General features: G+C 65.1%; 13 protein-coding genes and 2 tRNA genes. 4 read left to right on the top strand and 11 right to left on the bottom strand.

The features are described from left to right. Positions 1 to 12: 12 nt before the first annotated feature. From AC1Q6P_RS14055 to uvrC, 7 genes are all read right to left on the bottom strand, one after another. Positions 13 to 88 (bottom strand) — tRNA-His (locus tag AC1Q6P_RS14055). Between the two features lie 186 nt (positions 89 to 274). After that, positions 275 to 2,188, bottom strand: coding sequence for a peptidylprolyl isomerase (locus tag AC1Q6P_RS14050; RefSeq protein WP_492664616.1), 1,914 nt, complete (start codon positions 2,186 to 2,188; stop codon positions 275 to 277). Positions 2,189 to 2,302: 114 nt separating this feature from the next. After that, positions 2,303 to 2,378: transfer RNA gene (locus AC1Q6P_RS14045), tRNA-Val, on the bottom strand. Positions 2,379 to 2,443: 65 nt separating this feature from the next. Then, the gene (locus AC1Q6P_RS14040) at positions 2,444 to 2,716 is read right to left on the bottom strand and encodes an HU family DNA-binding protein (RefSeq protein WP_102767062.1); all 273 of its coding nucleotides are present in this window, start codon (positions 2,714 to 2,716) and stop codon (positions 2,444 to 2,446) included. A 253-nt stretch (positions 2,717 to 2,969) separates the two neighbouring features. After that, entirely contained in the window at positions 2,970 to 3,536 is a 567-nt protein-coding gene (gene pgsA, locus AC1Q6P_RS14035; RefSeq protein WP_102767063.1) for a CDP-diacylglycerol--glycerol-3-phosphate 3-phosphatidyltransferase, read from the bottom strand. Positions 3,537 to 3,692: 156 nt separating this feature from the next. Beyond that, the gene (locus AC1Q6P_RS14030) at positions 3,693 to 4,283 is read right to left on the bottom strand and encodes a hypothetical protein (RefSeq protein ID WP_492664617.1); all 591 of its coding nucleotides are present in this window, start codon (positions 4,281 to 4,283) and stop codon (positions 3,693 to 3,695) included. Beyond that, complete coding sequence (uvrC, locus tag AC1Q6P_RS14025) at positions 4,270 to 6,330, bottom strand: excinuclease ABC subunit UvrC (protein WP_492664618.1); 2,061 nt, start codon at positions 6,328 to 6,330, stop codon at positions 4,270 to 4,272. Before uvrC ends, AC1Q6P_RS14030 begins: the two co-directional genes overlap by 14 nt. Before the next feature lie 34 nt (positions 6,331 to 6,364). Here uvrC and earP point away from each other — a divergent pair, with 34 nt between their 5' ends. The 3 genes from earP (at position 6,365) to AC1Q6P_RS14010 (ending at position 10,859) form a co-directional block, all read left to right on the top strand. Continuing rightward, entirely contained in the window at positions 6,365 to 7,441 is a 1,077-nt protein-coding gene (gene earP, locus AC1Q6P_RS14020; RefSeq protein ID WP_492664619.1) for an elongation factor P maturation arginine rhamnosyltransferase EarP, read from the top strand. A gap of 219 nt (positions 7,442 to 7,660) precedes the next feature. Next, on the top strand, positions 7,661 to 8,215 hold the full coding sequence (efp, locus tag AC1Q6P_RS14015; protein ID WP_102767065.1) for an elongation factor P: 555 nt from the start codon (positions 7,661 to 7,663) through the stop codon (positions 8,213 to 8,215). 406 nt (positions 8,216 to 8,621) lie between these two features. Continuing rightward, positions 8,622 to 10,859, top strand: coding sequence for a CocE/NonD family hydrolase (locus AC1Q6P_RS14010; RefSeq protein WP_492664620.1), 2,238 nt, complete (start codon positions 8,622 to 8,624; stop codon positions 10,857 to 10,859). On the opposite strand, the gene ilvB is transcribed toward AC1Q6P_RS14010, so the two are convergent. Further along, positions 10,820 to 12,640 carry a biosynthetic-type acetolactate synthase large subunit gene (ilvB, locus tag AC1Q6P_RS14005; protein WP_492664621.1) on the bottom strand — a complete coding sequence of 607 codons (1,821 nt, stop codon included), beginning with the start codon at positions 12,638 to 12,640 and terminating at the stop codon, positions 10,820 to 10,822. The genes AC1Q6P_RS14010 and ilvB overlap by 40 nt on opposite strands. A gap of 100 nt (positions 12,641 to 12,740) precedes the next feature. On the opposite strand from ilvB, the gene AC1Q6P_RS14000 reads away from it, so the two are divergent. Further along, the gene (locus AC1Q6P_RS14000) at positions 12,741 to 13,202 is read left to right on the top strand and encodes an Lrp/AsnC family transcriptional regulator (RefSeq protein ID WP_102767068.1); all 462 of its coding nucleotides are present in this window, start codon (positions 12,741 to 12,743) and stop codon (positions 13,200 to 13,202) included. Between the two features lie 69 nt (positions 13,203 to 13,271). Here AC1Q6P_RS14000 and AC1Q6P_RS13995 read toward each other — a convergent pair whose 3' ends face one another. From AC1Q6P_RS13995 to yaaA, 3 genes are read right to left on the bottom strand one after another with little or no spacing between them, the layout of a single operon-like run. Then, positions 13,272 to 13,709: a hypothetical protein gene (locus AC1Q6P_RS13995; RefSeq protein WP_492664622.1), complete on the bottom strand. Its 438-nt coding sequence runs from the start codon at positions 13,707 to 13,709 to the stop codon at positions 13,272 to 13,274. 40 nt (positions 13,710 to 13,749) lie between these two features. Then, complete coding sequence (locus AC1Q6P_RS13990; RefSeq protein WP_492664623.1) at positions 13,750 to 14,628, bottom strand: 2OG-Fe(II) oxygenase; 879 nt, start codon at positions 14,626 to 14,628, stop codon at positions 13,750 to 13,752. A 39-nt stretch (positions 14,629 to 14,667) separates the two neighbouring features. Continuing rightward, positions 14,668 to 15,453 carry a peroxide stress protein YaaA gene (yaaA, locus tag AC1Q6P_RS13985; protein WP_492664624.1) on the bottom strand — a complete coding sequence of 262 codons (786 nt, stop codon included), beginning with the start codon at positions 15,451 to 15,453 and terminating at the stop codon, positions 14,668 to 14,670. Positions 15,454 to 15,513: the final 60 nt, after the last annotated feature.

The following is a 15,513-nucleotide window of genomic DNA, read 5'->3' as shown; positions in this document are numbered from 1 at the left end:
GTTTTCATGTTTTGGGGTGGCTGATGGGACTCGAACCCACGACAACAGGAATCACAATCCTGGACTCTACCAACTGAGCTACAACCACCGTCGAGACAAAGATTATAGACCGGATTTTGTGATCAGCGCAAGTCTTGATGAAAAATCTGCTGAGCCACGAAAGAACCCAATGTCCATATCAACCTGAAGCGCTGCGAGGGCAAGCGCCTCAATGAAACGGGTGTCCAATCCAGCCGCCCACGATCGTGGGGTGGGAGGACTGGATCGGATTGCCTTACTGGGCTGCCGAGGCCGCGGCTGCAGGCGCCTTGACCACGGCTTTGTAGCGGGTCTTCAGTGCATTGGAATAGGCTTGCGCTTCCACAGCCGACCAGGCTTGGGCGTACTGCGTGGCGGCGCGCTTGGCATCCACCACCGCCGGATCGCGGGCCACCACCTTGTTGATGCGGGCCAGCACATAGCTGCCATCACCGCCGTCGATGCCGACCACGGCGGGCAACTTGCTGGCATCGGCCGACAGAATGCCTTCCAGCACCTTGCGCGACAGATCACGCGGCAACGCACGAGACACCAGCACCGGCGCCTCCAGCCCGGCAGCATCCGCGGCACCAGCCTTTTGCAGCTCAGCCACGCGGGCCGTGCCCGCCTTGACGGCTTGTGCCGTGGCCAGCTGACGAACCAGCTGGGTCTTGACCGTGTCCTTCACCTGCGCCAGCGGCAGCAGGTGTGCCGGGTTGTGCTGCACCACGCGGGCAGCGACCAGCTGATTCGGGGCGGCCTCAACAGCTTCGGTATTGCGCTTGTTGCGCAGCGAGTCGTCGCTGAACACGGCTTCCAGCAGCTTCACCGAAGCCAAAGGCCCGGTCGCGCCAGGCGCGGGCTTGCGCTGCACGGTGGCGTTCAGCACATTGAGCTTGAGCTTGTCGGCCACGGGCTGCAGGCTGTCGGCCTGCTCGTAGACGCTGTTGCTGAACTGCTCAGCCACTTCGGTGAATCGCTTTTGCGCCAGCTGCTTGCGTACCTCGGCCTCGATCTCTGCGCGCAGCGACTCGAAGCTCTTCTTTTCACCGCCTCGCACGCCGGTCAGCTGAATGATGTGGTAGCCGAACTCGGACTCGACCAGAGGGCTGATCTCTCCCTGCTTGAGTGCGTATGCGGCGTCTTCGAACGGCTTGACCATGGCGCCGCGACCGAAGAAATCGAGATCGCCGCCATTGGCAGCCGAGCCCTCGTCCTGCGAATTCTTGCGCGCCAGATCGGCGAACTGAGCCGGGTTCTTGCGCGCTTGCGCCAGCAGGTCTTCCGCCTTGGCCTTGGCCTTGGCGCGCTCGTCCGGCTTGCCGTCCTTGTCGGTCTTGATCAGGATGTGGCTGGCGCGACGTTCCTCGGCCACGGTGTAACGCGACGCATTCTCGCTGTAGTACTTGCGCAGGTCTTCTTCAGTGAAGCTGACATCGGACTTGAGTGCCTCCAGATCCAGCACCAGGTACTGGATCTGAGCGTTCTCCGCCACCTGGAACTGCTGGGCGTTCTTCGGATCCTTGTAGAAGGCTTCCAACTCGGCGTCGCTGGGCGAGATGGCCGCAGCGTAGTCCTGGGCCTTGAATCGCTGCAACTGCACTTCACGCTGCTGCAGCAAGGCATCAAATGCCACGCCCGCATTGGCGCTGCTGGCCAGGCTCGAGTTGGCCAGGCCTGCAGACACCTGGCGGAGGGTCAGGTCTTGACGCAGACGTTCGACGAACATCTGCGAGCTCATGCCCTGGGCAGCCAGCAGCGACTTGTTGAGGCTGCCGTCCGGGTTACGCAGGAAAGCGAACTGAGGATCGTTCATGAACATGGCCTGCAGGCGCTCGTCACTGACGAAGAGATGCTGGTCCTTGGCAGCCGCTTGCAGCACACGCTCGCGCACCAGGCCATCCAGGGCCTCGCGGCGGGCTTCCGGTGAGTCCAGCAGCTTGGGGTCCAAATTGGGCATCTGGCGGCGCAGGCGATCGGCTTGCTCGCGCTGGGCGGCATCCCATTCGGCCTGGGTGATCTTTTGACCGGCGACTGTGGCCACGCTCTTGTTGGCACCATCCATGAAGCTGGTATAGCCCTCAATCCCGACCAGGGCGAATGACGGGAGGATGAGGATCAGCAAGAGCAGCTGAAACAGGCGGTTGTGCTTACGGACGAAATCAAACATCGAAACCTCAGACATGCAGACACGACAAAGGCGAACCGGAGTTCGCCTTTGCGTGGGATGGCCTTCTTCTAGCCAAGGCCCACGTCCAGACAGAGTGTCGGACTGGGGCAATACTGGTGGGTGCTGACGGGCTCGAACCGCCGACCTGCGCCGTGTAAAGGCGACGCTCTACCAACTGAGCTAAGCACCCGGGAAACCGGATCAACCAACAACTACAACTTACTCAAAACTTCCAAACGGGGCTGACGCCGAACTTCAGTTGACCGCGTCTTTGAGCGCCTTGCCGGGCCGGAACTTCGGCACTTTGGCAGACTTGATCTTGATCGCATCGCCGGTGCGGGGGTTGCGCCCTGCACGCGCAGCGCGCTTGGTCACGCTGAAGGTGCCGAAGCCTACCAGAGAAACGGAACCGTTCTTCTTCAGCGTCGCCTTGACACCACCGATGACCGCTTCCAGCGCACGGCCGGCAGCAGCTTTGGAGATGTCGGCCTGCACGGCGATGTGCTCGATCAGATCAGACTTGTTCAATTGGATCCCCTCAAAAGGAAATGCGTCCGCACAGCGAATCTGGCCCTGGCTTCTGGCGCCTCAGGCCGGCGTTCTGACCGGACCCAAGGGACGCTAAAACTCGCGGGGAAGCGGATTCTAAGCGCATTCAGCGAGCCCGCCCGACCGGGAAAAGCCCCGATACAACTGCATCAACTGCTGACAGCCTGGGCACCTGGCGTGCACTGCGGCGCGCACCCCAGCGCACAAGACGGCGCTGGCACTTCCGCCGAATTCAGCGCGCCTTGGCGCGAATCTCGGGCAAGGCTTTTTGCAGGTAGTACACCATCGACCAGATGGTCAGCACCACGGCAGCCAGCAGCAGCCAGGTGCCCCAGGGACGGGTCGGCAGCACGCCGAACAGCACACCATCAAAAAGCAGAAAGGGAATCGCAATCATCTGCGCCATGGTCTTGAGCTTGCCCACCATGTGCACGGCCACGCTGCCGGAGGCGCCGATCTGCGCCATCCATTCGCGCAGGGCGGAGATGGCGATCTCGCGGCCGATGATGACCAGGGCCACCAGGGCGTTGACGCGGCCGAGCTCCAGCAGGATCAGCAGCGCCGCACAGACCAGCATCTTGTCCGCCACCGGGTCGAGAAAGGCGCCGAAAGCCGAGGTCTGGTTGAGCTTGCGGGCCAGGTAGCCATCCAGCCAGTCGGTCAAGGCCACCAGGATGAACAAGGCGGTTGCGAAGAAATTTTGACTGTCTTTGCTCAGGTCCAGATAGAAAACACCGACCACCAGCGGAATGGCGACGATGCGGGCCCAAGTGAACAGCGTTGGCAGGGTGAAGAACATGCCGGCATTGTGCCCAAACAAAGGCCAAGGCCGCCGCGCAATTCAGGGCTTTTGCACCAAGAGCGGGCAAAGCAGCCTACATCGGGCTCAGATGGCCGCTCGGCGCCCGCCGACTGTGGCTTTATTGCCTCGGCGGACTGGGCTCAAGCGGGGCCTTCAGTCCAAGGTGCGGGGCTTGAAATGGCGGTCGTCGTTGAACAGAAAGGTCTCGCTGAACTTCCAGGGTTCGGGCATGCGCGAGACATTGCCAAAGGGTGCCGCGCGGTGCACTGCATCGATGGCCAATTGCACCGTATCAAGCGCCTGACCTGGGCGGCGCAGCACATTGATGCGCTTGATGTGGCCGTCATGCTTGAGCTCGACCTCCAGCACGGGGATGGCCAGCAGCACCGCTGGCACCTGACCCATATAGGTCATGTGCGGATTGGCGGCGACCAGGCGCTGCGCGGCCTGTTTGCGCAGCTCGTCGTGGCTGCGCACCGGTGCGGGCGGCGGCAGGCCGTGCTTGGCGCTCTCGGTCGGCTTGGCGGGCTCAGCGGGCTTGCTCGGCGAGGCCGGCTGAGCCGGCGTTGCCGCGGAGGTGCTGTGCTGGCTGCTGGAAGGCGCCGGCGCACGCGGGCCACTGCTGCAGCCCGCCATCAGGCCCGCCAGCACGGCGATCGCACCCAGGCCGCTGCGGCCGGTCCAGACGCTGGCGGCCGGCGGCAACGACGGCGCGGCGCCTCGGTTCTGTTCAATGCAAGACACGATAAATCTCCTCTGCCAGTTCCTTGGAAATGCCTTTGACACTGGCAATCTCATCCACACTCGCCGCCGCCACGCCGCGCACGCCACCGAAGCGTTGCAGCAGCTGGGCACGTTTTTTCGGGCCGATGCCGGCCACATCCTCCAATTTGGAGCCGCCTGTGCGCACCGCCGCACGCTTGGCGCGCATGCCGGTGATGGCAAAGCGGTGGGCCTCGTCGCGGATCTGCGCCACCAGCATCAGGGCGGCGGAATCTCGGCCCAGGTAGACCTTGGGGCGGCCATCGGCAAACACCAGTTCTTCCAGGCCGACCTTGCGGCCCTCGCCCTTTTCAACGCCGACGATCAGGCTCAGATCCAGGCCCAGCTCTTCAAACACCTCGCGCGCCATGGACACCTGGCCGCGGCCACCGTCCACCAGCACCAGGTCCGGCAGGCGGCCGGTGCCCAACTGCGCCGCCTCGGCCAACTTGCTGTAGCGCCGCGTCAGCACCTGGCGCATGGCGGCGTAATCGTCGCCGCCGGTGATGCCGTCGATGTTGTAGCGGCGGTACTGGCTGCTCTGCATCTGATGCGCATCGAAGACCACGCAGGAGGCCATGGTCGCCTCGCCCGCCGTGTGGCTGATGTCGAAACACTCGATGCGGAAGCTGTCCAGCTCCTGCACCTGCAGGTCGAGCGCCTCGACCAGGGCGCGGGTGCGCGCCTGCTGCGAGCCCTCTTCGGCCAGCAAGCGCGCCAGCGCCAGCTCAGCGCCCTTGACGCACATCTCTTGCCAGATACGGCGCTGACCGCGCGGCTGGGCTTGGGTCGTGACCTTGTAGCCGGCCTGCTCGCTCAAGGCCTCGGACAAGTACTCGTCCACCGCCTCGCTGAGCACGATCAGCGAGGGCACATGGGCATCGAGGTAATGCTGGGCCATGAAGGCCTCCAACACCTGGCGCTCGGGCGAGTAGGCGCTGAGCTGCTCGTCGTCGCCGAGCGACACGGCGGTGGCCTCCTCGACATGGCGCGGGAAGAAGGCGCGGTCCCCCAGATGGCGGCCACCGCGCACCATGGCCAGGTTGACGCAGGCGCGGCCGCCTTGCACCTTGGCCGCCAGGATGTCGACATCGCGGTCGCGCCCGGTGGCGCTGTTCTCGTCCACCGACTGCTGCTGCAGCACGCGCGCCAGGGCCTGGATCTGGTTGCGCACTTCGGCCGCCAACTCGAACTGCAAGGCATCCGAGTGGGCCATCATCTGCGCCTGCAGGCCGTCCATCACCTCCTGCGTCTCGCCCAGCAGAAAGCGCTCGGCATGGCTGACATTGCGAGCGTAGTCGGCGCCCTGCCCTTCGGGCACACAGGGGCCGGAACAGCGGCGGATCTGGTACAGCAGGCACGGCCGCGAGCGGTTGTTGAAGACCGTGTCCTCACAGGTGCGCAGCTTGAAGACCTTCTGGATCAGCTGGATCGATTCCTTGACCGCCCAGCCGCTCGGGAAGGGCCCGAAGTAGCGGTGGCGCCGGTCCACCGCGCCGCGGTAGTAGCTGATGCGCGGGAATTGATGGCCGCTGAGCTTGAGGTAGGGGTAGCTCTTGTCGTCGCGGAACAGGATGTTGAACTTGGGATTCAGCGCCTTGATCAGGTTGTTTTCCAGCAGCAGCGCCTCGGACTCGGTGCGCACCACCGTGGTCTCCAGCCGCGCGATGCGCGCCACCATCAGGCCGATGCGGGTGCCGCCATGGTCCTTCTGGAAATAGCTGGAGACGCGCTTCTTGAGATGCTTGGCCTTGCCGACGTAGAGCACCTGGTCCTGAGCGTCGAAGTAACGGTAGACCCCGGGCAGGCCGGGCAAGGCCGCCACCTCCTGCAGGATGCGCTCGCGCTGCTCGCGCGCGGCCTGCTCGACCTGCTGCACCCGCAAGGCCTCGGCCTCCTCGACGATGCGGCGCTCGCTCGCCCACTGCGCCTGGGCTTGTTCGCCGAGGGCGCGCACCTCTTCCGCGGAAGCAGGGGCGGCGGGGTCGACGGGGGTTTCAGCGGGCTTTTGGGCGTCAGGCGTTGGCATGGGGCCGCATTGTGCCCGGCTCGATAATCCCGCCATGAGTCAGTGTTCGAATCGGGTCTGGGATCTGTTCTGCCGTGTGATCGACAACTTCGGCGATGTCGGCGTCAGCTGGCGCTTGGCCCGCGACCTGGCCGCGCGCGGCCAGCAAGTGCGTTTGTGGATCGACGATGCGGCGCCGCTGCGCTGGATGGCGCCGGGCGGCTGGCCGGCTGGCATCTCGGTGCATGACTGGCGCGAAGCCGAGGTCGAGGGCATGGAGCTTGAAGCCGGCGATGTGGTGATCGAAACCTTTGGCTGCGAGCTGCCGCCCGCTTTTGTCACCCGCATGGCTGTACGCCCGACCGCGCCGCTCTGGCTGAACCTGGAATACCTCAGCGCCGAGGCCTATGTCGAGCGCAGCCATGGCCTGAGCTCACCGCAGTTCAGCGGCCCGGGCCGTGGCCTGGACAAGCGTTTTTTCTACCCCGGCTTCAGCCTGCGCACCGGCGGCCTGCTGCGCGAACCAAGCTTGCTGGAGGCGCAGGCCGGCTTCGATGCGAAGGCTTGGCTGGCGGCGCGAGGCCAGCAGCGCCAGCCAGGCGAGCGCATCGTCAGCCTGTTCGCCTACCCCAACCCACGGCTGGGCGATCTGCTGGACGCCCTGTCCGAGCAGCCCACCCTGCTGCTGGTCTGCCCCGGCGCAGTGCAGGCCGAGCTGCTGCAGCGCGAGCGGCCGGCCACGCTACGCCTGCATGCCCTGCCCTTCCTCAGCCAGCCGGAGTTTGACGCCCTGCTCTGGGCGGCCGACCTGAACCTGGTGCGTGGCGAGGATTCCTTTGTGCGGGCCCAGTGGGCCGGCAAGCCCATGGTCTGGCAGATCTACCGCCAGGACGACGGCGCGCATGGCCCCAAGCTCGACGCCTTTCTCGATCTCTACCTGCAAGGCGCCCCCGTCGAACTGGCGGGCCCGACCCGCCAGCTCTGGCGCCGCTGGAACGAGCTGGAGGCCGGTCCGCTGCAGCTGCCAGCGGCTGCGCCGGCCGCTGCCCAAGCCCTGGAATGGCGTGCGCAATTGCTGCTGCAGCCCGACTTGTGCAGCCAGCTGCTCGGCTTGGCCACCAAATCGGGCTAAAATTGAGGGCTTTGTCGCGCCGCAAGTGTTGGGCGCAGCACCCTGGTCGGGCATTTGAGGTCGTGTTGGGCCTTGAAAACCCGGCTCTCAAGACAGCAGGCACTTGTTCTTTGACCGAAGTTCGAACAATGGCCTGGGCCCCGAATCGATCGTGCATACATGCAGCATGCATGATCCACCGGGCCATCCCGCAGAACTTCTCTCCAAATCGGAACACTCATGAAGATTGCTCAAGAAATCCGCGCCGGCAACGTGATCATGCACGGTAAAGACCCGATGGTCGTGCTGAAGACCGAATACAGCCGCGGCGGCCGCAATGCAGCCACCGTGCGCATGAAGCTCAAGAGCCTGCTGAACAACTCCGGCACCGAAGTCGTGTTCAAGGCCGACGACAAGATGGACCAGGTCATCCTGGAAAAGCGCGAGTGCACCTACACCTACTTCGCTGACCCGATGTATGTGTTCATGGACACCGAGTACAACCAGTTCGAAGTCGAAGCCGAGAACATGGGCGACGCCCTGTCCTACCTGGAAGACTCCATGCCCGTGGAAGTGGTGTTCTACGACGGCAAGGCCATCTCGGTCGAACTGCCCACCTCGCTGGTGCGCGAAGTGACCTGGACCGAGCCGGCCGTCAAGGGCGACACCTCGGGCAAGGTCCTGAAGCCCGCCAAGATCTCCACCGGTTTCGAAATCCCCGTGCCCATCTTCGTGGCCCAAGGCGACAAGATCGAAATCGACACCCGCACGCACGAGTACCGCAAGCGCGTCTGAGGACGAGATGCCTGGGCCCTCACGGCCCAGACGCTTGCCAGACACATAGCCAGTCCGCTCACGCCGACTGGCTTTTTTTCGCCCGGACGAAACCCGGCGCACGCAGCGGGCAGCCGCCCACCCCGCCTGGTGTCGAGCCGATCTGGCTGACTTTTGTGTTTCCAGCGACCTGCTGGTACAAGGCCCCCGGTGCCAGATCAATCCTGCAGGAGGGAGCATGGGGGACACATCAGCAGCAAGCGCGCGCAGGCGACCTTTCGGGCCCTCCGGGCGATTCATCCTGCTGGGTCTGTGTTGGGCATCCCTGATGAGCGCCACCGCCTGGGCCCAAGCACCTTCGGCGGGCAAGCCCTCCGTGCGCGCTGTGGCCGCAGAAGAAGAGACTCAACTTCCCGAGATGGCAGCCATGCGTGCGTGGGCACAAAGGGTGCTGACCGAAAGCCCGAATCCTGAAGCCAGCACCACTCCATCACCCCAAGGTCCGGGCAATGCCGCCCGCGGGGTCGATTGGCTGAACCGCATGCGGCTGCAGCTCGTCGCCGAGGACGCGACCGGCGCTCTCGACAGTTTGCGCCGCCTGCGCGAAGACCAGATGCGCCAAGGCCAGGCGGAGCCCCAGCTCAGCTATCTGAACTACGAGATCTACGCCCGCGCCCTGCGCCTGAGCCAGGCCGAAGGCAGTGCGGGCTTTGCTGCAGCCTTCAACTCGACCTACACGCAGGTCCTGCATGCACTCAGCGACTTGCAAGCCATGCGCGTGGAACGCAGCTTTGCCTACAACCTGGAGCGCGGCGAGCAGGACTGGCGGACTCAACTGAAGGCAGCGCCGCTGGATGCTTCGGTCCACCTCACGCAGGAACAGATCAAGGCACGGGTTCGCGCCTACCAACCCTGGCTGGTGTTCCGCAGCGTGTTGCCGCTGATACCACCTTTGCTGCAGGCCGAGGAAGAACGCCGCTACCTGCGAGAACAGGCTCAGGTGCGCGGCTCCGACGGCGCGACGCTCTCCGCCTTTGTGATGCGCCCCAGGAACGCGCCGGCTCGTCTGCCGGCCACTCTGGTCTTCAGCATCTACGCCGATGAACAGGATCTGTGGCGCCAAGCCCGCAACGCGGCCCAGCGCGGCTATGTGGGCGTGGCGGCGTACTCGCGCGGCAAGGCGGGCAGCCCGGATGCGATCGCGCCCTACGAGTTTGAACACCGTGACGTCAATGCCGTGATCGATTGGATGGCCCGGCAACCCTGGAGCGATGGCCGGGTGGGCATGTTCGGCGGCAGCTACGACGGCTTTGCCCAATGGGCAGCCCTCAAGCGCCCACACCCGGCCCTGAAAACCATCGTGCCCTATGTCGCGGCCATGCCTGGGCAGGGCCTGCCCATGGAAAACAATGTTGGCTTGAATGCCAACTACGGCTGGGCGTTTTACGTGGGCAACCACGCCTACCTCGACAAGACCAGCTATTTCGATTCGCAGCGCTGGAACCGCCTGGCGGATCGTTGGTATGAGAGCGGCCGCCCCCACCGAGACATCGACCAGATCGACGGACAAGCCAACCCCTGGCTGCAACGCTGGCTGCAACACCCGAGCTACGACGGGTATTGGCAGTCCATGGTGCCGCAAGGCCGCGACTATGCGCGCATTGACATCCCTGTGCTCAGCATCACCGGCTATTACGACGACGGGCAGATCTCCGCCCTCGAATACCTACGGCAGCATGAAACCCACCACCCGCGGCCGAACCATGTGCTGCTGATCGGCCCCTACGACCACGGCGGCGCGCAATCGTCCTTCAAGGCACCGGTGCTGCGCGGCTACGCGATCGACCCGGTTGCGCAGTTCGACACCCAGGAGCTGACCTTCCAGTGGCTGGACCACCAGCTGAAAGGTGGTCCACGCCCAGCCCTCCTCAAAGACCGCATCAACTACCAAGTGATGGGCACCAACCGCTGGCTCCATGCGCCGTCATTGAAAGCGCTTCACCGCCAGAACCAGCGCCTGTACCTGAGCCCATCGGCCGATGGACGGAGCACGGAGCTGACCCCAGACCGCCGCCAGCGAGCTCACGGCTTTGAACAAACGCTGGACCTCGCCGATCGCCAGCACAGCAGCAACACCGACTACTACCCTGCCCCGATCCTGCGCCGCGAGCTGGACACAAGCAGCGGCTACACCTTTGTCAGCGCCCCCTTGAAGCAGGCGATGAATCTGGCCGGCCGCTTCTCCGGCGAGTTGCACCTGGTGATCAACAAGCGGGACGTCGATCTGGGCCTTGTGCTCTACGAGCTGACGGCGCAAGGCGACTACCTTCACCTGTCCTACTTCCTCGGCCGCGCCAGCCATGCCCGCGACATGAGCCAGCGCCGGCTGCTGACGCCCGGACGGGTCCAGCGCATCCCCTTCGAGCGCACGCGCATGGTGGCCCGCCACTTGCATGCGGGCAGTCGCCTGGTGCTGCAAGTCAACGTCAACAAAAACAGTGGCGCTCAGGTCAATCACGGCACCGGCAAGCCGGTCAGCGAGGAGAGCGCCGCGTATGCGGGCGAGCCTCTGCACATCCGCTGGTTGAGCAGCAGCTTCATCCAGCTGCCCATGTCCAAGCCCCTTCAGCCGGAGGATGAGGGCAGCTCGGCTTCTTCGAGATAAGCCCGCTCCTTGCCCAACCAGATCTCCTGGTGCCCAGCGCCGGCCGGGATCATGGGGAAGCAGTTTTCCTCGGCCCGCACCTGCACATCGAGGAAAAAGGGCCCGGCGCTGGCCAGGCATTGCTGCAGCGCCGCGTCCAGGTCCTCGCGCCGCTCGACCCGCAAGCCTTGCCAGCCGAAGGCCTGGGCCAGGGCCACGAAATCGGGCAGCGCCTCGGTGTAACTGTGGCTGTAGCGGCCGCCGTGGATCAGCTCCTGCCACTGCCTCACCATGCCCATGCGGCCGTTGTTGGACAGCACCAGCTTGACCGGCAGGCGGTGCTGCACGGCGGTGGACAGCTCCTGGATGTTCATCAGCACCGAGGCGTCGCCGCTGACGCAGACCACCAGCTCCTCCGGATGCGCAATCTGTGCCCCCAATGCTGCGGGCAGGCCATAACCCATGGTTCCAGCGCCACCTGACGTCAGCCAGCGGCCGGGCGCCTGGAACTGCAGATGCTGGGCCGCCCACATCTGATGCTGGCCAACATCGGTCGAGACGATGGCGCCTTGCGCCGGGCGCTGCCGCTCGATGGCCCGCTGCAACTGGCGCATCAAGGCCTGCGGCACGATCTGCCCGCTGCCGCTGTCCTCGAAGCCAAAGCTGTCGGCCGCCCGCCAGCGGGCGATGCGCGACCACCAGGCTTGCAAGTCGAGGTGCAGGCCGCGCATCTGCCAGGCCTGCTCCAACGCCGCCAGCGAAGCGGCACAGTCGCTGCGCAGGGCGACATCGGCGCGCACGACCTTGCCGATGGAACGCGCATCAATGTCCAGGTGGATGATCTTGGCGCCCGGGCAAAAGCTGTCGAGCCGACCGGTGACCCGGTCGTCAAAGCGCGCGCCGACACAGACGATCACATCGGCATGGTGCATGGCCAGATTGGCCTCCAGGCTGCCGTGCATGCCCAGCATGCCCAGCCACTGCGGGCTGGCAGCCGGAAAAGCACCCAAGCCCATCAAGGTCAGGGTGCATGGCGCGCCGGTCGCTTGGACCAGGCGCTGAAAACTGGCGCAGGCCGCTGCGCCCGAATTGATCAGGCCACCGCCGCCGTAGAACACCGGGCGCTGTGCAGCCTGCAGCAGATCGAGGGCGGCGTCCACCGCGCAGGCATCGGGCCGGCCGGGCTCAGGCCGGCGGGGCACGGGCGCCTGCCAGCTGTCTTCGGCCAGGGCTTGCAGCTGGATGTCCTTGGGGAAATCGATCAACACCGGCCCCGGTCGGCCTTTGCGCGTGCGTCGGTAGCCCTCTTCCACCGTGGCCGCCACCTGGTCGACGGTGCGGATCTGCACATTCCACCGGGTCACTGGCCGAGAGATGCCAAGCGCATCGCATTCCTGAAAGGCATCGGTGCCGATCGCCGTGGTCGCCACCTGGCCGCTGATGCACAGCACCGGGATGCTGTCGCACAAGGCATCCAGCAGACCGGTGGTGGTGTTGCTCATACCCGGGCCCGAGGTCACGAAGACCACCCCCACCTTGCCCGTGCTGCGCGCATAGCCCTCGGCCGCATGCACGGCCGCCTGCTCGTGGCGCACCAGCACATGGCGCAGGCGCGGCTCGGCATGCAAGGCGTCGTAGAGTGGCAGCACGGCACCACCGGGGTAGCCGAACACGGTGTCCACGCCCAGAGCCAGCAGGCTGGCAATCAAGGCCTGCGCGCCGTTGCGCGGGATGGTGGGCTGAAGACACACCGGAGCCAGATCCGGCGCCGCGTCGAACAAGGTTTCGGGCAATGCACTCATGCCAGCACTGTGCCCAAGAACACGCAGCAAAGGCTTCTGAATTTTTCCTCAAAATCAAACCGAAGAAGCAAATCTTGCTGCAAAGCTAAACTCCAACAGCATGAAGCTCGACAAATTTGATTTCGCCATCCTGGCCTGCCTGCAGCAGGACGCCCGCATCAGCCTGCAGGAATTGAGCAGCCAGGTCGGCCTGACCAGCTCGCCCTGCTGGGCGCGCATCAAGCGCATGGAAGAAGCCGGCGTGATCGAAGGCTATGCCGTGCGCCTCAATGCCGCCAAGATCGGCCTGGCCGACACGGTGATCGTGCAGGTCACGCTGGACAACCACTCCGACGAGGCCTTGTTCGAGTTCGGCCGCGCGCTGGAGCAGATCCCCGAAGTGCTGGAGGCCTTTCTGGTCTCGGGCGACTACGACTACTACGTGCGCATCGCCGTCTCGGACACGCGCGACTACGAGCGCCTGCTGCGCGAGCGGCTCTACAAGATCCCGGGCATACGCCACAGCAAGTCCAGCTTTGTGCTGCGACAGCTGAAGCAAAGCCAGTTGCCACTGCGCGGCTGAACCCTGCAAACGTCGAGCTGGCTAGCGCGCCTCCCGGCGCCGCCAATCATCCCGCGCGCAGGCCTGGGTTCAATGCGCCTTGCGCTTGCCGCTGGCCTGCTGGGCTTTTTTGCCGCTCTTGCTGCTCTTGCCGACGCCCTCGGCAGCAGCCTTTTTGCCTGATTTGCTGGCCTTGCTGGCAGGCTTGGCGGACTTGCTCGCCTTGGCCTTCTTGGCCGGGGCTGCCTTGGCGGCGGCCTTGTTGATCTTTTTGTTGGCAGCCTTGTTCGCGGCCCTGCCCGATGCTTTGCCAGCTTTGACCACGGCTTCCGCCGGCGCCGCCTTGGCCGCGTCTTCCAGCTGGTGCAGGCCCACCACGGCCGGCGCCACCGGCTGCGGGGTCTGGATGACGGTGCCTTGGCTGCTGATCTGGCCCCAGGCGGGCGCCATCATGCCCAGCGTGGCCGACAGACCCAAGCACACAGCCACCATTCGAGACACGGTCGCTTGCTTCTTGTTCTTGCTCATGGTTTTCATTTCCTACGCGAATTGCTGAACTGGCAGCGCCTCAGACAAACACGCCCTGGCGCAACCATTTGGTGGCCACCCATTTCTCGCCTTCCCGCACGGGCGCGCCGCCGTGCAGGGTCAGGGTTTGAGGCTGCGGCCGGTCGTAACTGAAGAACACCGCGTTGCCCTTGACCGGCAGCACGTCGAGGCCGATGTCCGGGAAGATGGTGGCGCCGCCCGCCCCCGGCGTGTTGAGGTACATCACCAGCGTGCCGACGCGCTGACCGCCGCGCTTGAGGATGGCCGGCGTACTGCTCATGCCGGGGTCGAAATAGTCGTAATGCGGCAAATACTCGGCACCGGGGCGGTAACGCAGCACCTGCAGGCCTTCGCCGTGATCGACCGGCCAGTTGATCAGGGCCGCCAGGCGCGCCTCGATGCGGCGGATCAGCTCGTTCTCACCGCGCTCGAAGAACATGCCCTCGCTGGTGCGAGCCGCGTTGACCTCGCTGCCGCTGTCCTTGGCCGCCACGGTTTCCGATCGCGCCAGGCGCGCCTCGGACTGGGCGACCATGGCATCGCACTCTTCGTCCGACAGCAGGCCGCCGAACACCACCACGCGCGGATGCCGCAGGCTCAGCAGCACCCGCACCTCGCGATCCCCAAGCCGGATCACCGGGCACCCCCCGCTGAGATCGGGCTCGGGCACCGCGCTGCCAGCGGCCGCATCGCGCACCGCCTGACTGATGGCGGCATTGGCGGCCATGGGCTGCACCAGGGAGGGGTCCAGCGTCTGCGCCAAGGCCGCAGCCGCCACCGAGGCATCCCAGCCACTGCTTTGCATGGCAGCCAGCAATTGCTCCTGGCTGCAGCCCTGGGCCAGCTGGGCGCCGATCCATTGGCGCAGCTCGGCGGTGATCAGTTGTTGTGCACTCATGGTGAAGCGAGGGACAAGAGGAAGAGAAACGAAAAACGATCAGTCGGCCAGGCGACGGCGAAACACCAGACGCTCGGCCGTGGACACCTCGGCATGGTAGCGGTAGCCGTCGAGATTGAAGTCCAGCAGGCCGGCCGGCGTGTCCACGCCTTCGGTAATGGCGAATCGCGCCATCAGGCCGCGCGCGCGCTTGGCGAAGAAGCTGATGATCTTGTACTGGCCGCTCTTCCAGTCCTCGAACACGCACTCCAGCACCCGCGGCTGCAAGGCCTTGCGATCGGCGGCCTTGAAGTACTCCTGCGAGGCCAGGTTGACGATCACCGGCACCTGGCTGGAGGCCGCGCGCGCGTTGAGGTGCTCGGCCAGTCGGTCGCCCCAGAACTGGTAAAGATTGCTGCCGCGCGGATTGGCCAGGCGCGTGCCCATCTCCAGCCGGTAGGGCTGCATCAAATCCATGGGGCGCAGCACGCCGTACAGGCCCGAGAGGATGGCCACATGGGCTTGCGCCCATTGCAGTTGCTCGGCATTCAAGGTCTTGGCCTGCAGGCCATCGTAGACATCGCCGTCAAAGGCCAGCACAGCCGGCTTGCTGTTCTTCTCGGTGAAGCGGGGGCGCCAGGCCTGGTAACGGGCCACATTGAGCTCGGACAAAGCCTCGGACAGGTCCATCAGGCGGGCGATGTCCGCCGGCGTCTGGGTCTTGAGCACCTGGATCAATTCACTCGACTGGGCAGTGAACTGGGGCTGACTGATCAGCGGCTTGAGGGCGTCGGGAACCGGGGTTTCGTAGTCCAGCGACTTGGCGGGAGAGAGCAGGTAAAGCATGACCGGTATTCTCGCCCAGCCATCGTGACAGGCCAGGCAGCCGGGCATGAAAAAGCCCGC

Source organism: Roseateles sp. GW835-FHT13E02, assembly GCF_058794035.1.
The sequence above is the reverse complement of the archived record's forward strand: the minus strand, read 5'-3'. Positions and strand labels throughout refer to the sequence as shown.

Bases quoted from the DNA above. Each gene is read 5' to 3' on its own strand.
- AC1Q6P_RS14050 (WP_492664616.1), bottom strand. From the start codon at position 2,188: ATGTTTGATTTCGTCCGTAAGCACAACCGCCTGTTTCAGCTGCTCTTG.
- pgsA (WP_102767063.1), bottom strand. From the start codon at position 3,536: ATGTTCTTCACCCTGCCAACGCTGTTCACTTGGGCCCGCATCGTCGCC.
- uvrC (WP_492664618.1), bottom strand. From the start codon at position 6,330: ATGCCAACGCCTGACGCCCAAAAGCCCGCTGAAACCCCCGTCGACCCC.
- earP (WP_492664619.1), top strand. From the start codon at position 6,365: ATGAGTCAGTGTTCGAATCGGGTCTGGGATCTGTTCTGCCGTGTGATC.
- efp (WP_102767065.1), top strand. From the start codon at position 7,661: ATGAAGATTGCTCAAGAAATCCGCGCCGGCAACGTGATCATGCACGGT.
- AC1Q6P_RS14010 (WP_492664620.1), top strand. From the start codon at position 8,622: ATGCGTGCGTGGGCACAAAGGGTGCTGACCGAAAGCCCGAATCCTGAA.
- ilvB (WP_492664621.1), bottom strand. From the start codon at position 12,640: ATGAGTGCATTGCCCGAAACCTTGTTCGACGCGGCGCCGGATCTGGCT.
- AC1Q6P_RS14000 (WP_102767068.1), top strand. From the start codon at position 12,741: ATGAAGCTCGACAAATTTGATTTCGCCATCCTGGCCTGCCTGCAGCAG.
- AC1Q6P_RS13995 (WP_492664622.1), bottom strand. From the start codon at position 13,709: ATGAGCAAGAACAAGAAGCAAGCGACCGTGTCTCGAATGGTGGCTGTG.
- AC1Q6P_RS13990 (WP_492664623.1), bottom strand. From the start codon at position 14,628: ATGAGTGCACAACAACTGATCACCGCCGAGCTGCGCCAATGGATCGGC.
- yaaA (WP_492664624.1), bottom strand. From the start codon at position 15,453: ATGCTTTACCTGCTCTCTCCCGCCAAGTCGCTGGACTACGAAACCCCG.